Source organism: Alteromonas sp. P256 (genome assembly GCF_036864455.1).
In the GTDB taxonomy this organism is placed as follows: Bacteria; Pseudomonadota; Gammaproteobacteria; order Enterobacterales; family Alteromonadaceae; genus Alteromonas.
The window spans coordinates 1-19,558 of record NZ_JAZETM010000015.1 but is presented as its reverse complement, the minus strand read 5'-3'; the positions used below and the strand labels follow the sequence as shown (position 1 = coordinate 19,558).

Sequence of the window (19,558 nt, the reverse complement as noted above, 5' to 3'; positions counted from 1 at the left end):
TGCGCAATTGAATTGATAGGATATTAAGATTAAAACAAAAAGGGCGCGAGATAAAATCCCACGCCCTTTTTTGACAAAAACTTATCACTCTCAGAGGATAGAGGCTAAGGCTGGTAGTAGGTTGCAGCACCTGGCCCTACCGGCATACCTAGTAAGAATACCCAGACGTAAAACAAGATAGTCCACCCAACAACAAATACCATTGAATAAGGCAGCATCATTGCGATGAGTGTACCCATTCCTAAATCTTTCTTATATCGCGCTGCCATGGCTAATATAAGCCCAAAATAACTCATCATTGGTGCGATAACATTGGTCACTGAGTCACCAATTCTATACGCCGCCTGAATAACTTCAGGCGCATAGCCAATTAGCATAAGCATGGGAACGAAGATGGGGGCGGTAACAGCCCACTGTGCTGAAGCACTGCCTAGTGAAAGATTGACCACGCCACACATCAAAATAAACAGGATAAAAACAGAGGGTCCATCTAGGCCAGCGGCTTGTAATAGCGCCGCGCCTTTTACAGCCAATACCGTGCCTAAGTTTGTCCATTTGAAAAATGCCACAAACTGAGCGGCGAAAAACACTAACGTAATGTACAACCCCATTGCGCCCATGCTTTTTGACATAGCGTCGATAACGTCTTTATCGCCTTTCATAGAGCCTGTCACCTTGCCATAAACAAAGCCGGGTACCGCAAAGGTGATAAAAATAAACGCGACAATGCCTTTTAGGAAGGGAGAACCCGCAACTTCGCCTGTCTCAGGATGGCGCAAGATACCATTTTCAGGAACCACTGTAAGTGCCAAAATAGCGCACACTAGGGCAAATGAGATACCCGCCCAACGCAGTCCTTTCTTCTCAAGGTCGGTAGGGGCATCCATTGACTGACTGCCTAAGTCGATAGACGCTTCAGAAGGGTCGTATTGCCCAAGTCGCGGCTCAACCACTTTTTCGGTAACCAACGCGCCCATTGTGGCCACCACAAAGGTACTGATAAACATGAAGTACCAGTTGACTTCAGGGCCAACCGCGTAGTCTGGGTCTATCATGTGCGCTGCTGCTTCTGTTATTCCAGAAAGAAGTGGATCCACTGTACCCAGCAACAGGTTGGCACTGTATCCTGCCGATACACCAGCAAAAGCAGCTGCCAAGCCCGCTAAGGGGTGTCGTCCTAGAGAATGAAATATCATTGCCGCAAGGGGAATAAGAACCACATAGCCCAGCTCAGATGCGGTATTTGACACAATACCCGCAAACACCACAGCAAAAGTCACAGCGCGTTTAGACGCATTCATCACAAGTGCCCGCATGGCCGCCGAAAGCAGCCCAGAATGCTCCGCCACCGATACGCCAAGTAGCGCTACCAATACCGTTCCAAGTGGAGCAAACCCAGTGAAGTTAGTCACTAAGCCCGTCACAATACGCTGCAGACCCTCGGCGCTCATTAACGAGATTACTTCAATCATTCCATCGGCCTCTCGGCCTTTGGCACCCTCAGGACGAGGGTCTGCAACCGCTAAGTCAAAATAACCGAGAATACCACTAAGTAACACGATAAATAGCGATAGCAGTGCAAACAGGGTGACGGGGTGTGGAAGTAAATTCCCTAACCATTCTACCGTTGCCAGAAACCGCGAAAATAAACCACCTTGTCCGCCATTATTACCGGCAGACTTTATTTGTTTGTTGTCCGTTGTCAAAACGATCCCTCTGTCGTTATAGTGTGCCTGCTTAATATGCTCGTTGCTGGGAAGGCAAAGATGCGTTGTGTGATATGCATAAAGCAACAAAGATCACGGCGTAGTTAGCGGCACTTTTATTGTTAATTCCATGGCATTTTATCGGATTTAACACGACTTTGGCAGAGCGAGGTATAAATGAGGTGTTTAGCGCTAAAAGACAAGACGTCAAAACTACTAATATTTGATATTTAAACAAGAACTTAGCACTTTACAGCAGGCAAAAAAAAGCCAGCCCGAAGGCTGGCTTTTCAATGCATAAATTTACTTATTTAACTTGTGATTGATTCATATATTTGAAGAAATCACTGTCCGGCGCAATAACCATGACGTCTTGCTTACTAGAGAAACTCTTCTTGTAGGCATCCATACTGCGAAGGAAGCTGTAAAAATCTGAGTTTTTCGAGTACACGTCAGCGTATATTTGCGCTGCTAGGGCGTCACCTTCACCGCGTAGCTGTCTAGCATTACGCTCAGCATCGGCAAGCATTACCGTCACTTTCGCGTCAATGTTTGCGCGAATTACTTCCGCTTGCTCTTGACCTTCCGAACGGTGCTCACGAGCAACGGCAGCACGCTCAGCACGCATACGCTGGAAAATAGAGTTACTGACTTCTGTTGGCAGATTAATTTGCTTCACTCGAACATCAACAATCTGTATACCCAGTTCATCAGATGAAGTAGACGCTTGCTCCATTGCTTGGTTCATTAGCGCTGAACGCTCGCCTGAAACAATTTGCGCAATAGTCCTAGTACCAAACTCTGAACGCAGACCGTTATTCACCTTTTGCTTCAATAGTGCTTCGGCTTGTAGCTTGTTGCCACCCGTAGATAGGTAGTAACGAGCAAAGTCGTCGATGCGCCATTTCACGTATGAGTCAACAATCAGGTCTTTCTTCTCACTGGTTACAAAGCGATCCGGTGAGCCATCTAGCGTTTGAATACGCGCATCTAAACGACGCACAGAATCAATAAACGGTAGTTTAAAGTGTAAGCCTGGCGTGAATACTCGTGTCTCGCCAGTGGCTTCATCACGTTGTATTTTACCGAATTGAATTACAATAGCTCGTTCGCCCTCTTTAACGGCAAACAGAGAACCCGACGCCAGTAGCACTAGGAGAACGACAACAGCAATAATTATGTTTTTCATAGCGATTATCTCCCTTCTCTAAATGATTCGCCGCGCAGGCCTGATGTCGGAGTACTGTTAAGGTTACGACCGCCTTCGTTAGTTACCGGCATTTGTAGTCCTTCCAGCGTACTTCTCGACGTTGGCTTAGCATTCTCACGCTGACGGTCCATGATCTTATCAAGTGGTAGATACATCATGTTGTTACCGCCCTTACTGTCCACAAGGATTTTGCTAGAGTTACTCAGCACTTCTTCCATTGTTTCAAGGTAAATACGCTCACGGGTTACCACAGGCGCACGCTCAAACTGAGGCAGCAACTCTTCAAAGCGTGCTACTTCACCTTGGGCTTCCAAGGTAACGCGTTCTTTATATGCTTGCGCTTCTTCATTCATGCGATTGACCTGACCACGCGCTCGTGGCTCAATCTCTCTTGCGTATGCTTCAGCTTCACGGATGAAACGCTGCTCATCCTCCTGTGCCGCAATCGCATCATCAAATGCGTCTTTAACTTGCTCTGGCGGACGGGCATCCCTGAAGTTCATATCAATAATTGACACCCCCATGTTATAGGGTTCAATAATACCTTGAAGCTCTTCCCACACACGTTGGCGAGTTAGCTCACGACCGTCTGTTAACACGTCATCCATTCTAGAATGGCCAACAACATAGCGAATTGCACTGTCTAACGACTGGCTTAAGCTACGGTCTGGATCTTCTACTGCAAACGTCCAGCGAACAGGGTCAACAACGCGAAACTGCATTTCCATTTGAACGCTAACCACGTTCTCGTCTTCTGTCAGCATTGAACCTGATGAAGATTGGTCTCTGATAGACTGAACGTCTACCGGTATCACAGAGTCGATAAACGTAGGGGCCCAGCGTAAACCTGGCTCCACTTGTTTATGATACTCGCCAAAACGCAAAACAACGCCTTGCTCAGCTTCTCTGATAGTGTAAAAGCCGCTTATAACCCAAATGGCTATGAGTAGCCCAGCTAAAATACCAGCACCGATACCGCCTAGGCTTTTACCTGAACCGCCACCATTGCCACCTGATTTACCAAACTTACCGAATAAGTTTTTAAATACATCATCTAAATCTGGGGGACCTTGCTCTCGGCCTCCGCGATTCTTCCACGGGTCGTTTTTATTGCCACCCGGCTCATTCCAAGCCATGCTGATACTCCATAGATTACAGTTTTATTTTTTAAGTTCGCATGCATTATCAACGCTTTCGCACTGATTAGTGTCGCACAACATACTCTGATATTCCGTTTTCTAGACGCTTTTCGAGTCTATTCCAATCGGCAGCTGGCATTCTCACATCCACTACCCAATCACCCTGATTGTCATACTCTTCGTTGGAAATGCAGTTAAGCTCGTAAAGCACTCCACGAAGACGGCTGTGTGCCGGAGGTATCTTCAAGGTATAATTTACCATGCTTTTGGCTAGGCATTCGGTGAGTGCTTGACCAAGAAGCTCAGTACCCTCACCAGATTGGGCTGACAGCCACACTCGGGTTGGAATACCTTCCTCGTTTCTTTCTATACGCGGTTCGACATCGTCTAGTTTATCAATCTTATTACAGATTAGTAATTGTTGTATCTCGCCTGCGTCAATTTCTTCTAATACATTGTTAACTTCATCCATCGTCTCACGATATTTGGCATCTGCAATATCGACGACATGAAGCAATAGGTCAGCCTCTTGAGTCTCTTGCAGCGTCGCTTTAAATGCGGCAACAAGATCGTGAGGAAGATGACGGATAAAACCAACCGTGTCGGCAAGAATAGCCGGCCCAACATCCTGCAGATCAATTTTCCTTAGTGTAGGGTCAAGGGTTGCAAACAACTGGTCGGCAGCGTAGACGTGTGAATCTGTAATGGTATTAAACAGTGTCGATTTACCCGCGTTTGTGTAGCCAACTAAGGATACCGTTGGTATTTCGGCTCGTTTGCGTGAACGTCTTCCTTGTTCACGTTGTTTTTGAACCTTTTCTAACCGGCGTAGAATGGCTTTAATACGCCCGCGTAACAAGCGACGATCCGTTTCTAACTGCGTTTCACCTGGCCCGCGTAGTCCAATTCCCCCTTTCTGGCGCTCAAGGTGAGTCCAGCCTCGTATTAAACGAGTAGAGATATGGCGCAGTTGTGCTAGCTCCACTTGGAGTTTACCTTCATGGGTTCTAGCGCGTTGGGCAAAGATATCGAGTATTAGACCTGTTCTGTCTAATACTCTGCATTTACACACAGCCTCGAGATTTCGCTCCTGTGAGGGAGAGAGGGAGTGGTTGAAAATAACTACATTGGCATCGTGTGCCTTAACAGCAGCGGCTATTTCCTCTGCTTTACCTGATCCGACGAAGAATTTTGCATGTGGTGCGCTTCGCGAGGTAGTAATTACCTCAACGGCATTTACACCGGCCGAAGACACAAGTAACTCAAGCTCACTTAAGTCTTCTTTGCTGTTCTCATCAGAAAAATGTATATGAACAAGTACAGCCTGTTCACCGGCTTCATAACGGTCAAACAAGCGCGTTACCTTTTAGTTTAATCAGTTTTAGTATTTTCCGAATCTCCTGTTGTGCTTGGCATTGTGATAGCACGTGCTGGAACAACGGTTGAAATTGCATGTTTGTAAACCATTTGGCTCACTGTGTTCTTCAGTAAAATAACAAATTGATCGAAAGACTCAACTTGCCCCTGAAGTTTAATTCCATTTACCAGATAGATAGATACTGGGATACGTTCCTTGCGCAAAGCGTTCAAGAATGGGTCTTGTAAAGATTGCCCTTTAGCCATTTGTAATCCTTAGTTTTTATTATTAGCGGGCGCTATTTCACTCCGCCTCACGTCTATTGTATACCACACTCAATCGTTTAGAGTGTGACTCGTGCTGCAATTTTAGTCAATTTATCGTTAGCAAATGTGTCTAACCACGTCACATCCTGCCAACCACGTAACCAAGTAAGCTGTCTTTTGGCAAGCTGCCTAGTCGCAATGATGCCGCGCTCGCGCATATCATTGTAACTAAGCTGTCCTTCAAAGTACTGCCACATCTGTCTATAACCCACAGATCGGATAGAAGGTAACTCGTCAGAAAGATCACCTCGTTCAAATAATTTTTTCACTTCGTCCTCAAAGCCGTCAGCAAGCATTAGGTCGAATCTGCGTTCTATTCGGTCATGTAGTATAGATCTATCTTCAGGCGCTACAGCAAATTGGGTTATCTCATAAGGACACTTTGTACCCTCTTGCTGTTGCCAGTGAGTCAGGGTTTTTCCTGTACTCCGATAGACCTCTAGCGCTCGCGTGATACGCTGAGGATCGTTTGGATGAATTCTTTCTCCGCTTACCGCATCAACGTCCTTGAGTTCGTTGTGTAAATGCGTCCATCCTGACGCTTGTGCTTCACGGTTAATCTGCTCGCGAATAACTTCGTCTGACTTAGGTAGTGACGAAATTCCATTTATCAAGGCATTAAAGTACATCATTGTACCTCCTACCAACATGGGTAGCTTGCCCCGACCTTGTATTTCACCAATAAGTCGCGTCGTATCGTTAACAAATTGCGACACCGAATAACTTTCAGCGGGGTCGATTATGTCAATAAGATGGTGACGAACCACCGACTGCTCTTGCTCATTTGGTTTCGCCGTACCGATGTCCATACCTTTGTAAACCAAGGCTGAATCAACACTGATAATCTCGCATTCTGTGTGCTTAGCAATGTCTAGTGCCAAAGCAGTTTTGCCTGATGCCGTCGGACCCATTATTGCCAATACAGGAGAAGCAGTTTCTATGCCAATAGACATATTATTCTCCCCACGCTTTTAGTATGTCGTTTATCGCGCGCACTTTAGCAAATTGCTCAATATATTCCCATTGTTTAGACTGACTTTGCTGCTCCAACCAGTACCATACTGCCGCTGACGATTGTTCATCAATATCTTCTTTTGGGATAAAGACCTTATCAGCGATGCTTTGTGGTGTTGTTAGCGAAGCACACAGCAGGTGTTCGAACCACTTTATCCAAGGCAAATGTCTGCAGCCTGCCGGCACTTGTTGCAAGCGATATTTCCCCGCCACTTTGTTGATGTCAAAGTGCATTTGTGACAGCACGTCTAGCGTAGATTGGGAAACCTCGTCGGCATGAATAGCCACCGGCATTAGCAAGGGCTGTTCATGCTGAGCCTTACAGAATAATTCAGCTAACCATACTCCAATGAGGTTATTTGCAGAAAGTAGGAATACGCTATCCTGTTTTGGATACAATCGGTGCATGGCAGTAAGACTGGTGAACGCTAGCCCGTTTTGATCAAGCCCGCTCTCGTTTAACCTGTCTTTATTTGGCGTCATTAAGGCGTTGAACCCAGCCTGATAAGCTGCAGAGGGCCCTTTACTTTGCCGTTGAAATTGGGCCATTCGGTTAGGTGAAGCCGATCCACTTCTCTCGCCAGCACTTGGCGTACATTCACCTACTCTATCTGGATACGAGTGAGAAGGGCCTGTATGCAATTGATGATCAGAAACCGAGTTATCACTGGCGAGGGCATTCTCAGTGCGGGTATTCTCAATGCGTGGATTGGCAGTATTTAACGGGCGAATATAGCCATGCTCCACTTCAGGGTTCATATAATCAAAAGGTTGTTCGCCGCCAATTTGGCCCTCGCCAAGGTGCTGGTGATTGGGGTCGTCTGGGTCGCTGGTGTCGTTATTTAGCGCGTTTAATGCGTCGCAAACGCTTTTACATATAAAATCATGTACTAGGCGACTTTGTTGAAATCGCACTTCGTGTTTTGCGGGATGAACGTTTACGTCGACATCTTTTGGGTTCAAACTCAAATAAACAACAAAACTAGGTTGCTCTACCACGCCCCACACGCTTTCATAGGCTTGGCGAATAGCGTGCGTGATAAGCTTATCTCGCATTCCGCGACTGTTTACAAAGCTAAACTGGCAGTCGTTGCTGCTTCTTAGCATGACTTCATTGCCTAGCCATGCATCAATAGTCAATCCGTCATACTGCGTATTAATATGCACTGCATTTTGAATAAATTTTTGACCAACTACTGCGGCAATACGACGCTTAATACTGCCCGCTTTATCAGCGATATACCGCTTAATGACCTTATCGTTGTGCCTAAGAATGAAAGAGACGTGAGGGTAGCTCAACGCCACACGTTTAATCACATCTTCAATATGTTGAAATTCAGTTTTTTCCGTTCGTAAAAACTTGCGTCGTGCCGGCGTATTATAGAACAGATCAGCGACATCGATTGTGGTTCCCACGGGGTGTGCAGCCGGCCTAACCGCCACCGACATATCTCGGCCCTCACAATAGGCTTCCCATGCTTCGCTTTGCGACTGCGTTTTAGATGTAAGCGTTAGACGCGTTACTGAGCTAATACTCGCGAGAGCTTCACCACGAAAGCCCAGTGAAAGAATTTGTTCTAAATCGTCCAGCGTCGATATTTTACTGGTTGCGTGGCGACTCAATGCAAGCTGTAGTTCGTCTTTCGCAATGCCGCCACCGTTGTCTTTAATGCGAATTCTTTTGTGCCCGCCTTTTTCAATATCGATCTCAATTTTTGTAGCACCAGCATCGACACTGTTTTCGAGCAGTTCTTTAACAACAGACGCAGGCCGCTCTACCACTTCACCGGCGGCAATTTGGTTTGCAAGTTGTGGCGATAAAAGCTGTATTGGCAAGGAAACCTCTGTCGTGAAAATAAATAGGCGTTGCTTTGTCAATCAAGCATAGCGATAGCTAATGATGACCGACTAATTAAAAGTATTGTTTCTTAGGTACTGGGGATAGTTAACACTTGCCCGATGCGCACAACATCGTTACGCAAGTTGTTCGCTGCTTTGATACTGCTCACTTCCACGTTGTAACGCTGAGCCAATAACGATAGCGACTCTCCAGAGCGAACGCGGTGGGTTCTATTTTTTGCTTTTTCAGCAGCCCACAGCGTCCCATCTGGAGGAACCTGTCTGAAGTAGCGCTTAGCCGCATTAAACATGGCTTTTGCTAATCGCTCTCGATATTTAGACCAATTCAGATTTTTTTCTTCTTGAGGGTTTGAAATAAACCCAACTTCTACCAAAATTGACGGGATATCTGGTGATGTTAACACCGCCAAACTCGCAGCCTGCGGCTTGCGCTTGTGTAAAGACGTTACGGCTTTCAATTCTTCTATTACTTTGTTGCCTAAATCGTGGCTTGTTGCCATGGAATGATCCATAGAAAGCCCCAAGATAGTTTCCGCTAAATAGCGCTCACTCGACTTATCACTAATGACTTCAGCAGCACCACCGAGCAATTCCGAGTGCCGCTCGGTTCTTTCCATCCAGCGTCCTAGTTCTGTATCAGCTCTTCGCATCGATAGCACCCATACTGAACCGCCGCGAGGCTGTGGCTGGGTAAAGGCATCAGCGTGAATGGAGATGAGTAAATCCGCTTTTTTCTGTCGTGCAATTTCTGGGCGTTTATTGGGTGAAAGGTAATAATCGCCAGTGCGCGTCATAATGGCGCGCATACCATCTTCTGCATCAACCATAGCTTGAAGCCGTTTGGCAATGCTCAGAGTTATGTGTTTTTCAAACGAGCCAGCGGGGCCGATTGAGCCGGGGTCTTGTCCGCCATGCCCCGCATCAATGGCAACGATGATGTCGCGGTCGCGCGTACTGCTAGATTCATCAATAACCACACGTTGCATGGAAGACGAGGTGGCTGAAGAGGAAGCGGGCTTTTGTGCAACTTCGGGCGCACTATCGGCCAAGTCAAGGACAAGTCTATGGCCGTAGGACTTATTTGGCGCGACTGCAAACAATGAGGGTTCGGCATTGCGGTTTAGCTCTACGACAACACGCGCAGAGGTTGCACGTTTAGGTGTTGAATACCGTAACTTTCGCACTAGGCTGCCACTATTTTTAACCGAAGAAAGTTTGAACGTACTCGCCGTGTTTTTTAAATCGATAACCAACCGCAGCGGCTTTTTGAGTGTGAAATAGGTAAAGTCCGGTGCAGTATCTACATCAAAAACAATACGTGTCTTGGCAGCATCTGGCGACACTCTCACATCATTAATGGTATTTTGTACAGCACTGACAGCGTGCGTCATCAGACACAACATTAAGACCGATATTATACTGCGCACCATAATTTGCCTTTACGTCTTCACTCTAACGTGGATTACATAAGATGTGATTTTATCGTTTTTATATACGTTTACATTGCTGGAGCAGCTTTGCACCAAGTGCAGATTTTGACTCTAGAACAAACTGCCTACCCGATGGCGTTGCATTTATATTAATCACTAAGTCAGGGGATGCCAAGTACTCTCCCCCCTTTTGTGACCATTCAACAAGCGCAATCGAATCACCGCCAAAATAATCGCGTATGCCCATGAACTCTAATTCTTCAGGGTCTGACAACCGATATAAATCAAAATGATATATATTGACGCTGTCTAACTCATAAGGTTCAACCAGTGTATAGGTAGGACTTTTAACACTACCTGAATGACCAAGTGCTTGGATAAAATAACGGCTAAATGTGGTTTTTCCAGCGCCGAGGTCGCCATTAAGAAAAACCACCACATTAGCGGGCAATTGGCTAGACACTGCTTGAGCAAGGTCTTGGGCTAGTAGCGATGTATCATCAACATCGCTGGCAAAATAGGAGGACTGCGGGTAAGACATCTAGGTTATTCCACTAAAACTAAACTATGCAGTAAATATCTTACAAACCGCAACTCATGAAGGCTTTGATGCTAAAGCACTTACTTGTGGTTTATCAAGCTACGAACCGCATTATAAAAATCACTCGCTATCATACCACGTTGTCCATGCTGTTGGGCAATATCGTCACCCGCTTTTGCATGCAGTACAACGCCGTACTTAGCTGCAATATCGGTCTCTACCCCTTGAGCGAGTAACGCACCTAAAATACCGCTGAGTACATCGCCACTGCCAGCAGTTGCCATGCCGGGGTTACCGTGTCGACACACCCACGTCTTTTTCTCGTTGTCGATTAACGTACCTGCACCTTTTAACACACACACCGAATGGTAGCGCTGTGAACACTGGCGAGCATAGTTAAACCGGTCGCTTTCAACGTCATCTATCGACACGCCTAACAAGCGAGCGGCTTCCCCCGCGTGGGGGGTAAGAATACTTTGCGATAGCGTGAACGCCGTAGACTGCTTGCACAGTATATTGAGCGCATCAGCATCAATAACAATTGGCTTATTCGTCTGTTGGCAATGCTTAAGCGTGGTTGAAAAGGCGCCTTCAGCCCACTCATCCTGACCAAGCCCAGGGCCAATAACTACACAACTTGCCCACTGAAGAGCATCGTCTAACTGGCTATCGGTTACCATTAATTCAGGGCGCCCAGCGCTCACCTGCACAACGGAAGATTCGTGAGTATAAACACGCACCATACCCGCACCACTTCGAAGCGCCGCTTCACCCGCTAAACGAATGGCTCCAGCAGTGCCCTTATTACCACCTATACAGAGCAATCGACCATAGGTGCCTTTATGACTGTGCACGTCCCGTGGTCCCATGCCTTTGAAATGGTCTATGTTTAGCATGGTAGCGCTCGCCTTTGCTAACGACTGAAACGCGTTACCAATGCCTAAATCTGCATAAACCAACTTACCACAAGACTGCTTACCCGCTCCGGTTACTAACCCAGGCTTGATGCCGACAAACGTCACCGTAATATCAGCTTGCACACAGCGACCTAAACTTTGGCCGGTATTGGCATCTAAACCAGAGGGAACATCAACACTAACCACAGGGGTATCGCTACTGTTTATGGCATCGATAACATCGGCAAACTCGTTTCTTATGTAGCTATTAATTCCCGTGCCTAACAGCCCGTCAATAATCACATCAGCTCGCTCAAGCAGTGACGTATCGAAACACTCTACAGCACCACCTGAGTCAACCCAGCGCTTTTGCGCAAGTCCGGAATCACCCTCTAACACTCTCTCAGGCTCAATAGCACACACAAACACTTGCTTACCTGCAAGCTTTGCGTTCATTGCAGCTATGTAACCGTCTCCCGCATTATTGCCCTGCCCCACAAGAACAAGGTAGACATCAGAGTTGGGGATTAGCTCTAAGCACTGCTTAAATACCGCGTCTCCAGCGCGCTGCATCAATGTGAACATGTCACAGTTTGAATTAGCAGCAGCTAACTTTTCATTTTCCCGAACTTGGTCGGCTCGAAATAGTTTGTATGATAAACTTGACGTGAGTTGAGTATCTAGCATGAAAAAATGTCCGCAATTAATTCTATTGATCTCGTTGAGTTAACCCACAATATCAAGGCTTGGGGAGCTGCGCTAGGCTTTCAGCAAGTTGGTATCAGTGATATTGATCTACATCAGCACGAAGCGCATCTACAAGCTTGGCTAGACAACGACTACCACGGTGACATGCACTTCATGAAAACTCACGGTATGAAACGGGCTAGGCCAGACGAATTGGTACCCGGTACGCTAAGAGTCATTAGCGTGCGAATGAATTACCTTCCACCCGATGCGTCTTTTGCCAAACACCTTAAAGCCTCAGACATCGGCTACATCAGTCGCTATGCGCTTGGGCGGGACTATCATAAAGTGCTCCGCAAGCGACTTAAGCAGCTGGGAGAGAAAATTACCGCTGCGTTAAGTGATATCGAATATCGTGATACTGAATACCGGCCCTTTGTAGACTCAGCCCCCGTGCTAGAGCATGCCATTGCTGAAAAAGCTGGAATAGGCTGGACCGGAAAACACAGTTTAACGCTTAATAAAGAGGCTGGCTCTTGGTTCTTTTTAGGCGAACTTTTTATTAACTTGCCGTTGCCTACCGACTCTCCTATTGAAGAAGGCTGTGGAAGCTGTACGGCCTGTCTGACTATTTGCCCAACCAATGCCATTGTAGCCCCTTACAAAGTGGATGCGCGACGATGCATTTCCTATCTTACTATTGAGTCCGGCGAAGATATTCCCGAGGAACTTAGACCTCTAATGGGCAACCGTATTTATGGTTGCGATGATTGCCAGCTTGTTTGCCCTTGGAACCGCTATGCCGATGTCACAACCGAAGAAGACTTTCATCCAAGACAAGTACTGCACGGACAATCCCTCTTAACCTTATTTTCTTGGAGTGAGGAAACCTTTTTAGCCAATACATTAGGCTCACCTATTCGCCGCATTGGTTATGAAAAATGGCAGCGTAACATTGCTGTTGCTATCGGTAATGCTGATTTTAGTGAAGATAATATAGCGATACTAAAGGCACAAAAAGGAATGGTGAGCGAGCAAGTTGATAGGCATATCGATTGGGCTATGACTCAACAAACTGCAAAAGAACATCACCAAAAAAGCGAACAGCGCAAGCAACAAAGGCTGATCAGAGTCATCGAAAAGGGACTTGTGCGAGACGCCTAGCTAAAGATTATTCGCTCGGGCATGTTTACAAGGTAAACCCACTTAATCGCGTTCTCAGGCGCTTTTGGTTAACGAGTTTTTAACCGAGGTTGTTTGTTCTTGGGAAACGGTTTTACCTGTCTGCTTTTGTTTATGAGGCCTAAAAGTAGCAGTAAATTTTACCACTTCGGTTTGTAAAGCCTCGTCTGATGACTCCATTACCCCAAAGGTCCACCATGAAGGATTTGGAAGACTTTTTACTGCATCGTTGAGTTCATCTACCGTGCCAATAAATACACCCACAATCTCGCAAGCGACTTGAGTACAGGCGATATTATCAAGGGAGAATAGTTGCTCGTACGGCGATGTATCAAAAAAGTGAAGCAAATCTTTATGAGCCGCCGACACATTAGCGGCCTCTCTTACTTCTTTCGCTTTATTGATAGGCTTTATAATTTTTAGCTCGCTGGTTTGTGTAGAACGAGAACGCGCTAAGACATCGCTTAGGCGTTCGTGTTCTACTTTTGAGTGGTCTAGTTTCTGTTGATAAGAGACCACCTTAAAACCGGCAATAACAGAAAAAGCGACAAGCAGCACTAACAGCCAGGTTTTCATCGTTTATCCTTTTTCACCTGCGAATGATTAGGGCATGTTGACCCAGCCTGCTGATTTATTTAAACAGAGTTAAGGCTATTTATGGTACTGCTTGCTTAACTTGTGCACAGAGTCAACGAAAACCCCTGCATTTTCAGGCGGCACATCTAAGTGAATACCGTGGCCTAAATTAAACACATGGCCTGAGCCTTCTCCATATCCTTTTAAGATGGTACCCACTTCTTCTTCAATTCGCTGGGCCGGTGCATAAAGCATAGACGGGTCCATATTGCCCTGTAGAGCAACTTTATCGCCAATGCGGGCGCGGGCTTCTTTGATATCGATAGTCCAGTCTAAGCCAACTGCATCACAGCCAGTTGCTGCGATAGACTCTAACCACATGCCGCCATTTTTAGTAAACAAGGTAACAGGGACTTTTCGACCTTCGTTTTCTCGCGTTAACCCGCTCACAATGCGTTCCATGTATTGTAGCGAAAATTCTTTGTAGTCACGTGGCGATAAAACGCCGCCCCAGGTATCAAAAATCATGACAGACTGTGCACCAGCAGCAATTTGCGCATTAAGATACGAGGTGACTGAATCAGCTAATTTTTCCAGTAAGGTGTGCAGTATTGCAGGCTCTGCAAACGCCATTTTCTTAATTTTTGTAAACGCCTTACTTGAGCCACCTTCAATCATATAAGTCGCTAGCGTCCACGGACTGCCAGAAAAGCCAATTAACGGAACATCGCCCTTTAACTCTCTGCGAATAGTGCGCACTGCATTCATCACATACTGCAGTTCGCCTTCAGGATCGGGAATACCAATTTTATCTACGTCGGCTTTACAGGTGATAGGCTTTTTAAAACGCGGGCCTTCCCCTGCTTCAAAATACAGCTCTAATCCCATGGCATCTGGAATGGTTAGGATGTCCGAAAATAAAATTGCCGCATCAAGAGGGAATCTTCGCAGGGGCTGCAACGTCACTTCGCAAGCAAGCTCTGCATTTTTGCACAGTGACATAAAGTCACCCGCCACAGCACGTGTCGCTTTGTATTCTGGTAAGTATCGACCTGCTTGTCGCATCATCCATACGGGTGTTACATCAACCGGCTTTTTCTCCAACGCCCGTAAATAACGGTCGTTCTTTAACGCTGGCTTATCGACATTTGGAATATTTTGCGACATATAACTCACCTGATTTGAGATTAAAATTAAGCGGCGAAATTATACCAGTAATTATCCCTTAAGTGTGTGAAAAACCTTAATTCAAACACATGCTTTCGATGTATGTGCCCCGCAGAGCGATGAGTAGTGTGTGTAAAAAGCGACAATCCCAATGCACAAATTTACTTGCGCTTTTAAAATACCTTTGCTATTACTATATACGCTAACAAAAAGAAGCCTCTCAGAGGACCGTGCTAAAAAACCTAGAACCCTGCTCCGGCAGGGTTTTTTATTTGTCGCTTATTAACGACAACGTTTCCGCAATAAGCTGTCCAGCAATTGAGACCTTAGGCGGTATATTGGGTAGCGCATCAACGTCAAACCATTGAGCATCGTCTATTTCATTGTCTTGGCACACAATATCGCCGCCATCGTATTCGGCGATAAATCCAACCATTAATGAATGAGGAAATGGCCACGGCTGACTGTTGAAGTAGCGTAGATTTTTGACTTTTACACCAACTTCTTCGAAGACTTCTCTGTGAACGGCTTCTTCAAGGCTCTCGCCGCTTTCCACAAACCCAGCCAGCGTAGAGTACATATTTGCCTCTTTGTGTCTGACCCCTTTGGCCAGCAACAGCTTTTCTTTATTGTGAATGGCAACAATGATGCAGGGAGATACGCGGGGATACGTGCGATGCTTACAGCGATGGCATTGCATTGCCATCTCCCAGTTTACACGCTCCATTTCAGCGCCACACTGCCCGCAAAACTTGTGGGTTCGTAAAAAATGGATATATTGCCAAGCACGACCTAACACCGAAAACGCTATATTTTGCTGTGTAAATAAAAGCTGGCGTAGTGAAACTCGTTCCCAGCCAGGACTTTCAATGTGTTCTGAGCCAACGTCAACCACGTATATGGGCGCTTCGGTTACAGCAGCATCATTAAGAGGAGGCAATTCATGCACGTCTTCGTGATACGATGCGAGAAACGAAAGCTCCTCAAAGTGCGCCTCGGGCAATATAGGATTGTTCTCTCGCACCACAATTTTTCCACGGCTAAAGATTACCCATAGTGCTCTGCGCTTACTGATTTCAGTACCAGATAAATTAATCATCATAGACAAAGTGCCTTCTTATTTTTTTGCTCTTTCTCGTCATAATCACAAAGCTACGGGCCTTTACTGCTCATTTTGTGAAAAACGCTAACATTCTTCACATAGCATAAACGAAAGTACGCTTGCTATACGACTTAATGATCCACATTATTTTGGATAATTGTGGATAAAGTAGCCTTGGCATTTGTGTCGTAAAAGCACAGTGTTATACTGCAATCAACGTGTTATGAAAAATGGTGTGGCAACTCAGGCTGTACGGTCTGGTTTTTAGTCTCATCAGTTGGAATAGAACAGAACAAAATCACAGGTACGATAGAATTATTTTTGTGCCGAGCGATCCCTGACTATAGGGTTTCGTAAAAGTTGTACGTAATTTTGCTCGGCTGGTTTGCATAGCTGCCTTCACTTAGCTGTTGTTAAATAGCTGTTGTCAAATGACAGTGTCGCGGGGTACTGCGCTAACGGCAGCCACGTTGAGACTGACTAGTACTTTTTTGCGCGTGTTGATTAAAGAAGCACGAAAAAGAAGAGAATAATGTAAGTGCTCTTTAATATTGTTAAGAGAAGACTTTTTAATAGCCTAATTAATGGCCAAGGGAGTATCTACGTTGGTAGTTACTGTGATGGCCGAGCTAACGGTAGCGATACATGAATAATATGACACTCATTCACAAAGCGCGTGCCTACTGCGAGCAGCGCGGAGCCAGGTTTACGCCATTGCGAGAGAAAGTGTACGAAATACTACTTGCCAAACACGGACCTATGGGTGCCTATGAGCTACTTGATTCGCTTAAAGAGACCGAGTCTAGCGCCAAGCCAGCCACCGTTTATCGAGCATTAGATTTTTTACTCGATTTTGGTTTTATTCATCGACTAGAATCTACCAATGCATTTGTAGCCTGTTATCATTTTGGGTGTAATCACCCAGTTCAATTTTTAATCTGTGATAGCTGTGGCGATGTGGCAGAGATTCAATCCGAAGGCCTTAAGGATACGCTTGACAGTCAAGCTGAAGCACACGGCTTTCGCGTCTCTAAGCAAACGATTGAAGCACATGGACTTTGCGCAGAATGTCAGAAAACGGAAGATTCCTCACTTAAGGAGCAAGTACATGAATGCTGAATTTGTAAATCCGTTTATCGGCGGTTTACTTAACGTAATGGAAACAATGGCGCAGACCAAACTTACACCGGGCAAACCAAAGAAAAAACAAACCGATGTAGCTAAAGGTGATGTGTCAGGACTTATCGGTATGGTAGGTCCAAACGTAAGGGGCTCTATGTCGATTACGTTTGATGAAGCGCTAGCACTTACCATCATGGAGCGCATGGTGGGAGAGCGACCAGAGAAGCTTGATGCCGAAGTGGCCGATATGGTCGGTGAAGTCACCAACATGATTTGTGGAAATGCCAAACGAGATCTTGCCGAGCGAGGCTACGAATTTGGTATGGCAACGCCCATCGTAGTATCTGGTCATCAGCACACAATAAGTCATCAAGTGGATGGCGCAAAAATAATTCTGCCGTTTATGTGTGATGAGGGGCTAGCTCATTTGGAAATCTGCTTTGATAAATAACGTCTGGCAGTCTGAAAAAATTACACTGCCTTCCTACCCAAGAGGCTTCCACCTCATCACTGAAAAAATTGTAGAAGCCATTCCCTCACTGCATATTGTTGAGGTTGGTCTACTGCATTTGTGGTTACAGCACACAAGCGCCAGCCTCACGGTAAACGAAAATGCCGACCCTACGGTTCGTCAAGATATGGAAGATTATCTTAACCACAGCGTAAGAGAAGATACTCCTTATTTTAGGCATACCTATGAGGGAAGCGATGATATGCCGGCCCACATTAAATCTAGCTTATTAGGATGCGAAATAACTGTGCCCGTACAGCAAGGAAAACTTGCACTTGGCACGTGGCAAGGTATCATGCTCGGCGAGCACCGCGACGGCGGTGGAAGACGCACTATTATTGCCACACTACAAGGGACAGCAGCTTAGCCCGCATAATAAATGGCATGCTTTGTGCTTTGTTCTAGGAAACTAGTTCAAAACTAAGCTCGCAAGCACAACTATAATTATCAATTTGATAATCACTCAACGTTAAACAGGATGTGACTATGAAACACAACTTAAAATTAGCAGCGCTATCTCTTGCTGTAATGGCTTCAACAAATGCGTTTGCACAAGAATCTTCAGAACCAGATTACAAGCACTGGATTGGTCTTTCTGGCATGTACTACAGTGCCGACGAATCTCGCCCTTTGTCACTCACTGAAGGCGGAACGTACGATAAGGGCCAAGGCATTTCACTAGAATACGGCTTTCGCTTCACACAAAGCTGGGCGGCGCGCGTAGAGCTCACTGATTTAGAATTAGATAATGCAGCCGGCATCCCTGCAAATGACGCAGACGGTGAGATGGTTGGCGTTGACGCTATGTACTTCATGCCTGATGACGCCTACTTCCTATTTGCTGGTGTTAAACGCCAATCAGTAGGTGTATCGACTACTCAAGGTAACATCGGTATTGGTAAGCACTGGAACGTACATGAGTCTGTAAGACTTATCACAGAAATTGCTGCTTACCACGATTTTGGCGAAGACTATAACGATTACAGCGTTAAGGTAGGTATTGCAGTACCATTTGGTAAAAGCACGCCTGCAGCGCCAATGGACAGCGACAACGACGGCGTTGTAAACGGTAAGGACCAATGCCCTATGACACCTGCCGGCGTTCGCGTTGATGCAACAGGTTGTTCTGTTGACAATGATAACGATGGCGTAATGAACAGCGTTGATCAGTGTCCAAACACACCAGCAGGTACGCAAGTAGATGCAATGGGTTGTGCAATTAAAGATACAGACAACGATGGCGTTGTAGATAGCAAAGACATGTGCCCAGACACCGAAGCTGGTGTAAAAGTTGATGCGAAAGGCTGTACTATTTTTGACGAAGAGACTGTAGAAATTACACTACGCGTTCTTTTCGACAGTGAAAGTGCTGTTGTTAAAATGCCTAAAGATCCAGAAATTTCTGAATTTGCTGGTTTCATGAAGCAGTATCCTTCTACTACAGCGGTAATCGAAGGTCACACTTCTGCGCCAGGTACTGAGTCTTACAACATGGACTTATCTGAGCGTCGTGCTGCTAACTTTAAAGATGTAATGGTTGATATGTATGGTATCGATTCTACTCGTCTTGAAACAGTAGGTTATGGTGAGACACAATTACTAGATTCAGCAAGTAACGCTGAAGCGCATCGTGTAAACCGTCGCATATCAGTGACAGTTAAAGACACTGTTAAAGTAGCTGAAGAGAAGTAATTCTCCTCAACCAGCTAACGCAAAAAGGCGCCTAGTGGCG

The 19,558-nt window shown here is 45.8% G+C and carries 18 protein-coding genes; 5 read left to right on the top strand and 13 right to left on the bottom strand.

From position 1 onward, the window contains the following. Positions 1-104: 104 nt before the first annotated feature. From V7R39_RS16865 to V7R39_RS16820, 10 genes are all read right to left on the bottom strand, one after another. Positions 105-1,706, bottom strand: coding sequence for an AbgT family transporter (locus V7R39_RS16865; RefSeq protein WP_334032098.1), 1,602 nt, complete (start codon positions 1,704-1,706; stop codon positions 105-107). A 307-nt stretch (positions 1,707-2,013) separates the two neighbouring features. Continuing rightward, a complete protein-coding gene (gene hflC / locus V7R39_RS16860) occupies positions 2,014-2,895 on the bottom strand; it encodes a protease modulator HflC (RefSeq protein ID WP_334032096.1) in 882 nt (293 codons plus the stop codon). Between the two features lie 5 nt (positions 2,896-2,900). Further along, the gene (hflK, locus tag V7R39_RS16855; RefSeq protein WP_032097711.1) at positions 2,901-4,052 is read right to left on the bottom strand and encodes an FtsH protease activity modulator HflK; all 1,152 of its coding nucleotides are present in this window, start codon (positions 4,050-4,052) and stop codon (positions 2,901-2,903) included. A gap of 67 nt (positions 4,053-4,119) precedes the next feature. Continuing rightward, positions 4,120-5,409: a ribosome rescue GTPase HflX gene (gene hflX / locus V7R39_RS16850; RefSeq protein ID WP_269518334.1), complete on the bottom strand. Its 1,290-nt coding sequence runs from the start codon at positions 5,407-5,409 to the stop codon at positions 4,120-4,122. Between the two features lie 17 nt (positions 5,410-5,426). Next, entirely contained in the window at positions 5,427-5,678 is a 252-nt protein-coding gene (hfq, locus tag V7R39_RS16845) for an RNA chaperone Hfq (protein WP_269518333.1), read from the bottom strand. Between the two features lie 77 nt (positions 5,679-5,755). Continuing rightward, on the bottom strand, positions 5,756-6,691 hold the full coding sequence (gene miaA, locus V7R39_RS16840; protein ID WP_334032094.1) for a tRNA (adenosine(37)-N6)-dimethylallyltransferase MiaA: 936 nt from the start codon (positions 6,689-6,691) through the stop codon (positions 5,756-5,758). Position 6,692: 1 nt separating this feature from the next. Further along, entirely contained in the window at positions 6,693-8,588 is a 1,896-nt protein-coding gene (gene mutL, locus V7R39_RS16835) for a DNA mismatch repair endonuclease MutL (RefSeq protein ID WP_334032092.1), read from the bottom strand. Positions 8,589-8,680: 92 nt separating this feature from the next. Further along, on the bottom strand, positions 8,681-10,042 hold the full coding sequence (locus V7R39_RS16830; protein WP_334032090.1) for an N-acetylmuramoyl-L-alanine amidase: 1,362 nt from the start codon (positions 10,040-10,042) through the stop codon (positions 8,681-8,683). Between the two features lie 58 nt (positions 10,043-10,100). Continuing rightward, positions 10,101-10,583 carry a tRNA (adenosine(37)-N6)-threonylcarbamoyltransferase complex ATPase subunit type 1 TsaE gene (tsaE, locus tag V7R39_RS16825; protein ID WP_334032089.1) on the bottom strand — a complete coding sequence of 161 codons (483 nt, stop codon included), beginning with the start codon at positions 10,581-10,583 and terminating at the stop codon, positions 10,101-10,103. An 80-nt stretch (positions 10,584-10,663) separates the two neighbouring features. Further along, positions 10,664-12,166, bottom strand: a complete 1,503-nt coding sequence (locus tag V7R39_RS16820) for an NAD(P)H-hydrate dehydratase (RefSeq protein ID WP_334032088.1) — start codon at positions 12,164-12,166, stop codon at positions 10,664-10,666. Positions 12,167-12,172: 6 nt separating this feature from the next. Here V7R39_RS16820 and queG point away from each other — a divergent pair, with 6 nt between their 5' ends. Further along, positions 12,173-13,330 carry a tRNA epoxyqueuosine(34) reductase QueG gene (queG, locus tag V7R39_RS16815; protein WP_334032087.1) on the top strand — a complete coding sequence of 386 codons (1,158 nt, stop codon included), beginning with the start codon at positions 12,173-12,175 and terminating at the stop codon, positions 13,328-13,330. A gap of 54 nt (positions 13,331-13,384) precedes the next feature. Here queG and V7R39_RS16810 read toward each other — a convergent pair whose 3' ends face one another. The 3 genes from V7R39_RS16810 to nudC form a co-directional block, all read right to left on the bottom strand. After that, positions 13,385-13,924, bottom strand: a complete 540-nt coding sequence (locus V7R39_RS16810; protein ID WP_334032084.1) for a hypothetical protein — start codon at positions 13,922-13,924, stop codon at positions 13,385-13,387. A gap of 75 nt (positions 13,925-13,999) precedes the next feature. Continuing rightward, positions 14,000-15,091 carry a uroporphyrinogen decarboxylase gene (gene hemE / locus V7R39_RS16805; protein WP_052010364.1) on the bottom strand — a complete coding sequence of 364 codons (1,092 nt, stop codon included), beginning with the start codon at positions 15,089-15,091 and terminating at the stop codon, positions 14,000-14,002. A 268-nt stretch (positions 15,092-15,359) separates the two neighbouring features. Then, positions 15,360-16,193 (bottom strand): NAD(+) diphosphatase, encoded by an 834-nt coding sequence (gene nudC / locus V7R39_RS16800; RefSeq protein ID WP_334032081.1) that lies wholly within the window; start codon positions 16,191-16,193, stop codon positions 15,360-15,362. Positions 16,194-16,838: 645 nt separating this feature from the next. On the opposite strand from nudC, the gene V7R39_RS16795 reads away from it, so the two are divergent. The 4 genes from V7R39_RS16795 to V7R39_RS16780 all read left to right on the top strand — a co-directional run bounded on the left by V7R39_RS16795 (position 16,839) and on the right by V7R39_RS16780 (position 19,518). After that, the gene (locus tag V7R39_RS16795; RefSeq protein WP_032097701.1) at positions 16,839-17,312 is read left to right on the top strand and encodes a transcriptional repressor; all 474 of its coding nucleotides are present in this window, start codon (positions 16,839-16,841) and stop codon (positions 17,310-17,312) included. Next, complete coding sequence (locus V7R39_RS16790) at positions 17,302-17,766, top strand: chemotaxis protein CheX (RefSeq protein WP_334032080.1); 465 nt, start codon at positions 17,302-17,304, stop codon at positions 17,764-17,766. The genes V7R39_RS16795 and V7R39_RS16790 overlap by 11 nt, the downstream gene beginning before the upstream one ends. Beyond that, positions 17,756-18,193, top strand: coding sequence for a secondary thiamine-phosphate synthase enzyme YjbQ (locus V7R39_RS16785; RefSeq protein WP_334032079.1), 438 nt, complete (start codon positions 17,756-17,758; stop codon positions 18,191-18,193). The genes V7R39_RS16790 and V7R39_RS16785 overlap by 11 nt, the downstream gene beginning before the upstream one ends. Positions 18,194-18,312: 119 nt before the next feature. After that, positions 18,313-19,518, top strand: a complete 1,206-nt coding sequence (locus V7R39_RS16780) for an OmpA family protein (RefSeq protein ID WP_334032078.1) — start codon at positions 18,313-18,315, stop codon at positions 19,516-19,518. Positions 19,519-19,558 lie beyond the last annotated feature (40 nt).

Coding starts and splice junctions, on each gene's coding strand:
- V7R39_RS16790 (WP_334032080.1), top strand. CDS start 17,302: ATGAATGCTGAATTTGTAAATCCGTTTATCGGCGGTTTACTTAACGTA.
- V7R39_RS16820 (WP_334032088.1), bottom strand. CDS start 12,166: ATGCTAGATACTCAACTCACGTCAAGTTTATCATACAAACTATTTCGA.
- V7R39_RS16830 (WP_334032090.1), bottom strand. CDS start 10,042: ATGGTGCGCAGTATAATATCGGTCTTAATGTTGTGTCTGATGACGCAC.
- V7R39_RS16810 (WP_334032084.1), bottom strand. CDS start 13,924: ATGAAAACCTGGCTGTTAGTGCTGCTTGTCGCTTTTTCTGTTATTGCC.
- queG (WP_334032087.1), top strand. CDS start 12,173: ATGTCCGCAATTAATTCTATTGATCTCGTTGAGTTAACCCACAATATC.
- hflC (WP_334032096.1), bottom strand. CDS start 2,895: ATGAAAAACATAATTATTGCTGTTGTCGTTCTCCTAGTGCTACTGGCG.
- nudC (WP_334032081.1), bottom strand. CDS start 16,193: ATGATGATTAATTTATCTGGTACTGAAATCAGTAAGCGCAGAGCACTA.
- V7R39_RS16795 (WP_032097701.1), top strand. CDS start 16,839: ATGAATAATATGACACTCATTCACAAAGCGCGTGCCTACTGCGAGCAG.
- V7R39_RS16780 (WP_334032078.1), top strand. CDS start 18,313: ATGAAACACAACTTAAAATTAGCAGCGCTATCTCTTGCTGTAATGGCT.
- hemE (WP_052010364.1), bottom strand. CDS start 15,091: ATGTCGCAAAATATTCCAAATGTCGATAAGCCAGCGTTAAAGAACGAC.
- tsaE (WP_334032089.1), bottom strand. CDS start 10,583: ATGTCTTACCCGCAGTCCTCCTATTTTGCCAGCGATGTTGATGATACA.
- hflK (WP_032097711.1), bottom strand. CDS start 4,052: ATGGCTTGGAATGAGCCGGGTGGCAATAAAAACGACCCGTGGAAGAAT.
- hfq (WP_269518333.1), bottom strand. CDS start 5,678: ATGGCTAAAGGGCAATCTTTACAAGACCCATTCTTGAACGCTTTGCGC.
- miaA (WP_334032094.1), bottom strand. CDS start 6,691: ATGTCTATTGGCATAGAAACTGCTTCTCCTGTATTGGCAATAATGGGT.